Here is a 9,647-nt window from a genome sequence, read left to right as displayed (position 1 = left end):
TTCGAGCCGGCCGTGCGGTTGTTGGTCGAGCAGGGTTACCGGACCTTCGTCGAGTCCAGCCCGCACGCCGTCGTCGCCGCCGCCGTCCAGGACACGCTGATGGACGCGGGGGCGAACGAGTCGGTGGTCGTCGGTTCGCTGCGCCGCGAGGAGGGCGGGCTCGCCCGGTTCCTGCGGTCGGCCGCCGAGGCCTTCACCGGCGGCGCGCCCGTCGACTGGCAGACCGTGCTGCCCGCGACGGGACAGCGCGTCGACCTGCCCACCTACGCCTTCCAGCGCGAGCGCTACTGGATGGAGGCCCCGGCAGCGGCCACCGTGGACGCGGCCGGGCTCGGCCTCGCGCCGGCCGGGCATCCGCTGCTGGGCGCGCTGGTGCGCACCGCCGAGGGCGACCGGCTGCTGCTCACCGGCCGTATCTCACGCCGCAGCCACCCCTGGGTCATGGACCACGCGGTGCTCGGGACCGTTCTGGTGCCCGGCACCGCGCTCCTCGAACTCGCCTTCCACGCCGCTCGGTCCCTCGGTCACGACGCCGTCGAGGACCTCACCCTGGAGTCCCCGCTGCTCGTGCCCGAGCACACGGCGGTGCAGCTCCAGCTCACGGTGGGTGAGACCGAGGGCGAGCGGATCCCGTTCGGCGTGTACAGCCGTACCGAGGACGGCGACGACGAGCAGGGCTGGACCCGGCACGCCACCGGCTTCCTCGCCGCGCGCGGCGCCGACGCGGACGCCGGCGTCCTCGCCGAGGCCTGGCCGCCCGCCGACGCCACACCGCTGCCGGTGGACGACCTCTACCAGCGGCTCGCCGACACCGGCTACGAGTACGGCCCCGTCTTCCAGGGGGTGCGGCTCGCCTGGCGGCGCGGCGACGAACTGTTCGCCGAGGTGGCCCTCGACGACGACCAGCACGCCGACGCCGAGGCCTTCGGCCTGCACCCGGCCCTGCTGGACGCGGCCCTGCACCCCGCGGTCCTGCCCGCCCCCGGCGAACCGGGCGCCGTACGGCTGCCGTTCTCCTGGAGCGGGGTGACCCTGCACGCCGTGGGCGCGACCGCGCTGCGGGTACGGCTGGCTCCGGCGGGACCGGACAGCTACGCGCTCACCGCCGCCGACCACACCGGACAGCCGGTGCTCAGCGCCGACGCGTTGGCGCTGCGTCCGCTCGCGTCCGGCAGCCTGGACACCGCCGTGGCCCGGCCCGAATCCTTCCACCGCGTGGAGTGGCAGTCCGCCGACCTGCCCGCCGTCACGGAGACCGCGGCCCTGCTCGGACCGGACACCGCGGGCGTGGACCTGGGCGCGGGCCGCCACCCGGACCTCGCCTCCCTCGCCGCGGCCGTCGCCGCGGGGGCCCCGGCCCCCGGCACCGTGTTCACCTTCCTCACCGCACCGGACGACGAGGAGCGGTCGCTCGCCGACACCGTGCGGGCGGTCACCCACCGCGCGGTGGACCTCGTGAAGTCCTGGCTCGCGGAGGACGGGCTGGCGCAGTCACGGCTCGCCGTCGTGACCCGGCACGCCGTTCCGGACGGCACGGAGCACGGCCCCGACCTGGCGCACTCCCCGCTCTGGGGGCTGATCCGGTCGGCCCAGTCGGAGAACCCCGGCCGGTTCGCGCTCGTCGACCTCGACGACACCGAGGAGTCCCTGCGCGCCCTGCCCGCCGCCCTCGCCACCGGAGAGCCCCAACTGCGGCTGCGAAGCGGTGAGATGACGGTGCCCAGGCTGCGTCGTGCGGCCGTCCCCGACGGGCGGGACGACGTGCGCCGGATCGACCCGGAGGGCACGGTCCTCATCACCGGCGCGACCGGCACCCTCGGCGGGCTGATCGCCGAGCGGCTGGTCACCGGACACGGCGTACGGCACCTGCTGCTGACCAGCCGGCGCGGGCCGGCTGCCCCCGGGGCGGCCGAACTGGCCGGCCGGCTGAACGAGCTGGGCGCCGCCGTCACCACCGTCGCCTGTGACGCGGCCGACCGCGAGGCACTCGCCGCCGTCCTCGACGCGATCCCCGCCGAGCACCCGCTGACGGCGGTCGTCCACGCCGCGGGTCTCCTCGACGACGGGCTGGTCACCGCGCTCACCGCCGAGCAGATCGACGCGGTGCTGCGCCCCAAGGTGGACGCGGCGGTCAACCTGCACGAGCTGACCCGGGACACCGGCCTCGCCGCGTTCGTGCTGTTCTCGTCCGTCGCCGGCGTCCTCGGCAACGGCGGCCAGGCCAACTACGCGGCCGCCAACACCTTCCTGGACGGGCTCGCCCAGCATCGGCGGGCCGCGGGACTGCCCGCCGTGTCCGCCGCCTGGGGCCTGTGGGCCGAGGACAGCGGCATGACCGGCCACCTCACCGAGGCCGACGTACGGCGCATGTCGCGCGGCGGCGTGGCGCCGATGCCGACCGAGGAGGGGCTGCGGCTGTTCGACCTCGTCCTCGCCACGGACGAGCCGCTGCCGGTCACCGCGCGCATCGACATCGCCGGCGTACGGGAGCAGGCCGCCTCCGGTGACGTACCGCCGATGCTGCGCTCCCTGGTCCGGCCGGCCGCCCGGCGCGCCGCCAGGGCACAGACGGCCGACGCGGCCGGCGGCAGCGCCCTGGAGCAGCGGCTCGCCCGCGCCGCCGGCCCGGCGGAGCAGGAAGAGATCCTGCTGGAGCTGGTCGAGGAGACCACGCGCACGGTCCTGGGCTTCGGCCCCGACCGCACCCTGGAGGCCGTCCGCTCCTTCAAGGACCTGGGATTCGACTCCCTCACCGGTGTCGAACTGCGCAACCGGCTCACTGCGGCGACGGGGCTGCGCCTGCCGGCCACCCTCGTCTTCGACTACCCGACCCCCGCGGTGCTCGCGGCCTGGATGCGCGAGAAGCTCACGGGCGCCACCACACCGGCGGCGGCCCCGTCCGCACCGGCCCCGCGGCCGAGGGCCGACGGCGCCGACGAGGCGGTCGCGATCGTCGCGATGGCCTGCCGCTATCCCGGCGGGGTCGGCTCCCCCGAGGACCTGTGGCGGCTGGTCGCGTCCGGCACCGACGCCATCGGCGACCTGCCCACCGACCGCGGCTGGGACATCGACAGCCTGTACCACCCCGACCCGGAGCACCCGGGCACGTTCTACGCCCGCTCGGGCGCGTTCCTCGACGACGCCGACGGCTTTGACGCGGAGTTCTTCGGAATCTCTCCGCGCGAGGCACTGGCCGCCGACCCGCAGCAGCGGCTGCTGCTGGAGACCGCGTGGGAGGCGTTCGAGCGGGCGGGCCTCGACCCGCGTGCCCCGTACGCCACCCGTACCGGTGTGTTCGTCGGCGCGATGGCCCCCGACTACGCCTCCCAGCTGACCGAGGTGCCGCCGGACGTCGAGGGGTACCTGCTGACCGGCACCACCGGCAGCGTGGCCTCCGGACGGCTCTCCTACTCCTTCGGCTTCGAGGGGCCGGCCGTCACCCTGGACACCGCGTGCTCCTCGTCCCTGGTGGCCCTGCACATGGCCGCGCAGTCGCTGCGGCAGGGCGAGTGCACGCTCGCCCTGGCGGGCGGCGTCACCGTGATGGCCACGCCCAAGACGTTCGTGGAGTTCAGCCGGCAGCGCGGCCTCGCGCCGGACGGGCGCTGCAAGTCGTTCTCCGACGACGCCGACGGCACCGGCTGGGCCGAGGGCGTGGGCGTGCTCGTACTGGAGCGGCTGTCCGACGCCCGCGCCAACGGCCACCGGGTGCTCGCCGTGGTCCGCGGCTCCGCCGTCAACCAGGACGGCGCGAGCAACGGCCTGACCGCACCCAACGGCCCCTCGCAGCAGCGTGTCATCCAGCAGGCCCTCGCCTCCGCGGGCATCGGGCCGCACGAGGTCGACGCGGTCGAGGCGCACGGTACGGGCACCACACTCGGCGACCCGATCGAGGCACAGGCGCTCATCGCGGCCTACGGTGAGGGCCGGGACCCGGCCTCGCCGCTGTGGCTGGGCTCGCTGAAGTCCAACATCGGGCACAGCCAGGCCGCCGCAGGCGTCGGCGGGGTCATCAAGACGGTCATGGCGATCCGGCACGGGCTGCTCCCGCAGACCCTGCACGTCGACAGCCCCTCCAGCCACGTCGACTGGTCGTCGGGCACCGTCGCCCTGCTCACCGAGCGGCGCCCGTGGCCGGAGACCGGCCGTCCCCGGCGGGCGGGCGTCTCCTCGTTCGGGATCAGCGGCACCAACGCGCACGTGATCCTGGAGCAGGCGCCCGACCCCGAGCCGGCGGACGGGCCCCGAGACACCCCGGTCACCGCCCAGGGCGCCACCGACGTCCCGTGGCTGCTGTCCGCCAGGACCCCTCAGGCGCTGCGCGAACAGGCGGCACGACTGCGGGACTTCGTCGCCGGGCACACCGAGGACCGCCCGGCCGACATCGCGCTGTCCCTGGCAGCCACCCGCGTCGCGTTCGAGCACCGTGCGACGGTCGTCGGCGGGGACCGCGACGAACTCCTGCGCGGCCTGGACGCGCTGGCGGCGGGCGAACCGGCCGCCGGCACGGACCAGGACGTCGCCCGCACCGGCCGTACCGCGTTCCTCTTCACCGGTCAGGGCGCCCAGCGGGCCGGCATGGGCGCGCAGCTGTACGCCGCCTTCCCCGCCTTCGCCCAGGCGTTCGACGAGGTGTGCGAGCGGCTCGACCGGCACCTGCCGAGCCCCCTCACGGCCGCCGTGTTCGCCGAGCCCGGATCCGAGGAGGCGGCGCTGCTGGACCGCACCGGCTACACCCAGCCGGCACTGTTCGCTTACGAGGTCGCCCTGTTCCGCCTGCTGGAGTCGTGGCACATCCGCCCCGACCACGTCGCCGGGCACTCCGTCGGCGAGCTGACCGCCGCCCACGTGGCCGGCGTGCTCTCCCTCGACGACGCCGCGGCCCTGGTCGCCGCCCGGGCCCGGCTCATGGACGAGCTGCCGCCCGGCGGGGCCATGGCGGCACTGGAGGCGACCGAGGAGGAAGTGCGCGCCCTGATATCGGGATTCGGCGCCGACGCGGACCGGGTGGACGTCGCCGCCGTCAACGGGCCGCGCTCCACCGTCCTGGCCGGCGACGCCGACCTCGTCGAGCGCGCCGTGGAGGAGATGCGCGACCGGGGCAGGCGCACCAAGCGGCTGCGGGTCAGCCACGCCTTCCACTCGCCGCACGTCGAGCCGATGCTCGCCGAGTTCCGTGCGGTCGCCGAGAGCCTGTCCTACCAGGCGCCGCGTATCCCGCTGGTGTCGAACGTGACCGGGCGCCCGGCGGAGGCCGAGGAGATCACGAGCCCCGAGTACTGGGTGCGGCACGTCCGCGGAGCCGTCCGGTTCCACGACGGCGTACGGGCCTTGGCGGCCAAGGGCGTCACCGCGTTCCTGGAACTGGGGCCGGACAGCGCGCTGACCGGGCTGGTCGAGGAGTGCCTGGCCGACACGGACGGCACAGCTCACGCCGTCGGCCTCCAGCGTGGCGAGCACCCGCAGGTCCGGGCGCTGCTGACCGCGCTGGGCCGGGCCCATGCGCGCGGCGCGGACATCGGCACGGACTGGGTGCGCGGCTTCACCGGCCCCGACGCCCGCGTCACCGACCTGCCCACCTACGCGTTCCAGCACCGCCGGTACTGGATCGACTCGGCCTCCCGGCAAGCGGGCCGCGTGGAGTCGGCCGGCCTGGTGGCCGGCGGTCATCCGCTGCTCGGCGCCGCCGTGCCGCTGGCCGGATCCGCTTCCCTGGTGTTCACCGGACGGCTCTCGCTGCGCTCCCACCCGTGGATCGGCGAGCACACCGTCCTCGGTGTGCCCGTCGTCCCGGGTGTCGCCCTGGTCGAACTCGTCCTGGCGGCCGCCGCCGGCACGGGTGCGGACCGGCTGGCGGAGTTCGTCCTGGAGGCGCCGTTGGCGGTGCCCGAGGACGGAGCCGTCGTCCTGCAGGCGATGGTCGGCGAACCCGACGGATCCGGGAACCGGCCGGTGGAGATCCACAGCCGGCCGGACACCACGCGGGACGGCGACGCCGGCTGGACCAGGCACGCCACCGGCACCCTCACGGCGGACGGCACCGAGCCGTCCCCGTCGCACACCGGGCGGGTACCGGACGGTGCCGAACCCGTCGACATCGACGGCCTCTACGACCGCTTCGCCGACAGCGGCTTCCAGTACGGGCCCGCGTTCCGCGGACTGCGGGCAGTGTGGCGACACGGAGACCAGCTGTACGCCGATGTCGTCCTCGACACCGAACAGCACGCGGAGGCCGAGGCGTTCGCCCTCTACCCGCCGCTGCTGGACGCCGTCCTGCACACCGTGAAGTCGGCCGGCGCCGAGGACGACCGCCGGGCTCCGTTCGCCTTCTCCGACGTCACCGTGCACGCCGAGCACGCCACCGAACTGCATGTTCGGGTCACCCCGAACCCCGAGGGCGCCGACGACTACCGGGTGGAGGCGGTCGACCCGGCCGGGCAGCCGGTGCTCACCATCGGCTCGCTGCGGCTGCTGCCGGTCTCCGCCGAGGCCCTCGAGGCGGTCCGCGCCGGGCGGACGGCACCGCTGTACCGACTGGAGTGGCCCGCCGTGCCGGACCGCCCGGCCGCGACCGGCACGGCGGAGCTCGCGTGGGCCGCCCTGGGCGAGCCGTTCGGCGGCCTCCCCGTCCACGCGGACGGCGCCTGCCTGCGGGCCGCGCTCGACGCGGGCACCGAGGTACCCGACGTGGTCGTGGCACCTGTCGCGCCGGGCACCGCCTCCCAGGCGCTCACCCGGGCGCTGGAGACGGTGCAGGAGTGGCTGGCGGATGAACGGCTCACGAAGTCCCGCCTGGTCGTGGTGACCCGGGGCGCCGTGGCGGCCGATCCGGCCGACACCGCAGAGGACCCCGTACAGGCGGCCGTGTGGGGCCTGCTGCGCTCCGCGCAGACCGAGCACCCCGGCCGGTTCGTCCTCGTCGACCTGGACGGTGCCGAGGAAGCACCGCGCACCCTGGACGCCGCCCTGCGCACCGGGGAGCCCCAGATCGCCGTGCGGGGCGTCACCCTGCGCGTCCCCCGGCTGGTCAGGGCCCGCGCCACCCAGGCGCGGCAGCCCGCCGCCTTCACAGCCGAGGGCACCGTGCTCGTCACCGGCGCCACCGGCGCGCTGGGCGGCCTGGTCGCCCGGCACCTGGTCACCGAGCACGGCGTACGCCACCTGCTGCTGGTCAGCAGGCGCGGACCCGCCGCGGACGGCGCCGCCGAACTCCTCACCGAGTTGCACGGGCTGGGCGCCGAGGCCACCCTCGCCGCCTGCGACGCCGCCGACCGGGACGCGCTGGCCGGGCTGCTCGCCGGGGTCCCGGCCGATCGGCCGCTTACCGGGGTCGTGCACATCGCGGGCGTGCTCGACGACGGCGTGCTCGAGGCGATGACGCCGGAGCGGATCGGCACGGTGCTGCGGGCCAAGGCGGACGCCGCGGTCAACCTGCACGAGCTGACCCGCGGGCTGGACCTCACCGCGTTCGTGCTCTTCTCGTCGCTGGCCGGCGTCCTGGGCACGGCCGGCCAGGCCAACTACGCGGCCGCCAACGCCTTCCTCGACGCCCTGGCCGGACAGCGCCGGGCCGAGGGGCTGCCCGCCCTGTCCCTCGCCTGGGGCATGTGGGCGCGGGACGGCGGCATGACCGGCCACCTGGAACGGGCGGACGTGGAACGCCTGGCCCGCAGCGGTGTCCTGGCCATGGCCGACGAGGAGGCGCTGGGCCTGTTCGACGCGGCCTGCGCGGACGGGTCGGCGGCCGTGGTCACGGCCCGCCTGGACACCACGGCACTGCGCGCCCAGGGCGACCGGCTCCCCGCCGTACTGCGCGGCCTGGTGGGCGCACCGGCCCGCAGGGCGAGCGCGGCCCGCACCACCGGCACGCCCGACGGCGGGACGGACGCGGGCGGCTTCCTGGAGCGGCTGGCCGGACTGCCGCGGACGGAACGCGAGCTCGCCGTCCTCACCCTGGTGCGCTCCCGGGCCGCGGCCGTCCTCGGCTTCCCCGACGAGCGCGCCGTCGACGCCGAACGCGGATTCCTGGAAATCGGCCTCGACTCCCTGACCGCCGTGGAACTGCGCAACCAGCTCGGCGCCGCCACCGGCCTGAAGCTGGCCCCCACGCTGCTGTTCGACTACCCCACGCCCACCGAACTCGCCCAGTACGTGCTGTCCGCCCTGGAACAGCGGATCGACGCTGCCGGGGGCGCTCCTCAGCACCCGGGGTCCCTCACCGACGAGCTCGACCGCCTGGAGGAGCGCCTGGCGCACCTCGCGGACGAGACGGAGCGGAACGCCGCCGGCACCCGGCTGCGCGAGGTGCTGACGCGCCTCGGCCTGCGGTCGGAGGTATCCGGGGGGCCACTGTCCGACAAGATCGAATCGTCCTCCGACGACGAGATCTTCGACTTCATCGACAACGAACTCGAAGTTTCCTGAACGCTGGAGGACTGCCGACCCATGGAGAACGAGAACAAGCTCCGCGAGTACCTCAAGCGGGTCACAGCCGACCTGCAGCGCACCAGGCAGCGGCTGCACGAGACCGAGGAGCGCGACCACGAGCCGATCGCGATCGTGGGCATGGCCTGCCGCTACCCCGGCGGGGCCGACACCCCCGAGGAGCTGTGGCGGCTGGTCGCCGAAGGCGTCGACGCCATCTCCGAGTTCCCCGACAACCGCGGCTGGGACGTCGAGTCCCTGTACGACCCTGACCCGGAGGCCATCGGCAAGAGCTACGTCCGCACGGGCGGGTTCCTGCACGACGCCGACCGCTTCGACGCCGCCCTGTTCGGTCTGAACCCCCGTGAGGCGAGCGCCGCCGACCCGCAGCAGCGGCTGCTGCTGGAGACGTCGTGGGAGGCCCTGGAGCGGGCCGGCCTGGGCATCAAGGAGATGAAGGGCACCCGCACCGGCGTCTTCGTCGGCGTCATGTACAACGACTACGGCTCACGGCTGCACGTCATCCCCGGGGACGTCGAGGGCTATGTCGGCAGCGGCAGCGCGCCCAGCGTGGCGTCGGGCCGTATCGCCTACAGCTTCGGCCTGGAGGGCCCGGCGGTCACCGTCGACACCGCCTGCTCCTCGTCGCTGGTCACCACGCACCTGGCGGTGCAGGCGCTGCGCCGCGGGGAGTGCACGCTGGCGCTGGCCGGCGGCGTCACCGTCATGTCCAGCCCCGGCACCTTCGTGGAGTTCAGCCGGCAGCGCGGGCTGGCCCCCGACGGCCGCTGCAAGCCGTTCGCCGCCGCCGCCGACGGCACCGGCTGGGGCGAGGGCGTGGGCATGCTCGTACTGGAGCGGCTGTCCGACGCCCGGGCCAACGGCCACCGGGTGCTCGGTGTCATCCGCGGCTCCGCCGTCAACCAGGACGGCGCCAGCAGCCGGCTGACCGCCCCCAACGGCCGCGCCCAGCAGCGCGTCATCCAGCAGGCCCTCGCCGACGCCCGGATCACCCCCGCCGACATCGACGTGGTCGAGGCGCACGGCACCGGCACCTCCCTGGGCGACCCCATCGAGGCACGCGCCCTTCAGGCCGTGTACGGAACGGGCCGCGCCCCCGAACGTCCGCTGTGGCTGGGGTCGTTGAAGTCGAACGTCGGTCACACCCAGGCGGCGGCGGGGGTGGGTTCCATCATCAAGATGGTGATGGCGATGCGGCACGG

Annotated in this window: 2 protein-coding genes; both read left to right on the top strand. The window is 75.2% G+C overall.

Annotated elements, in window-relative coordinates; all coding sequences use genetic code 11:
* The first annotated feature begins 12 nt into the window (after positions 1 to 12).
* Complete coding sequence (locus ACFY01_RS46595; RefSeq protein WP_390741859.1) at positions 13 to 8,424, top strand: SDR family NAD(P)-dependent oxidoreductase; 8,412 nt, start codon at positions 13 to 15, stop codon at positions 8,422 to 8,424.
* Positions 8,425 to 8,445: 21 nt separating this feature from the next.
* On the top strand, positions 8,446 to 9,647 hold a 1,202-nt coding region (locus ACFY01_RS46590), incomplete at its 3' end, for a type I polyketide synthase (RefSeq protein ID WP_390741858.1).

Origin of the sequence: Streptomyces sp. NPDC001480, assembly GCF_042894725.1 — a bacterium.
Lineage (GTDB): Bacteria > Actinomycetota > Actinomycetes > Streptomycetales > Streptomycetaceae > Streptomyces.
The sequence above is the reverse complement of the archived record's forward strand: the minus strand, read 5'-3'. Positions and strand labels throughout refer to the sequence as shown.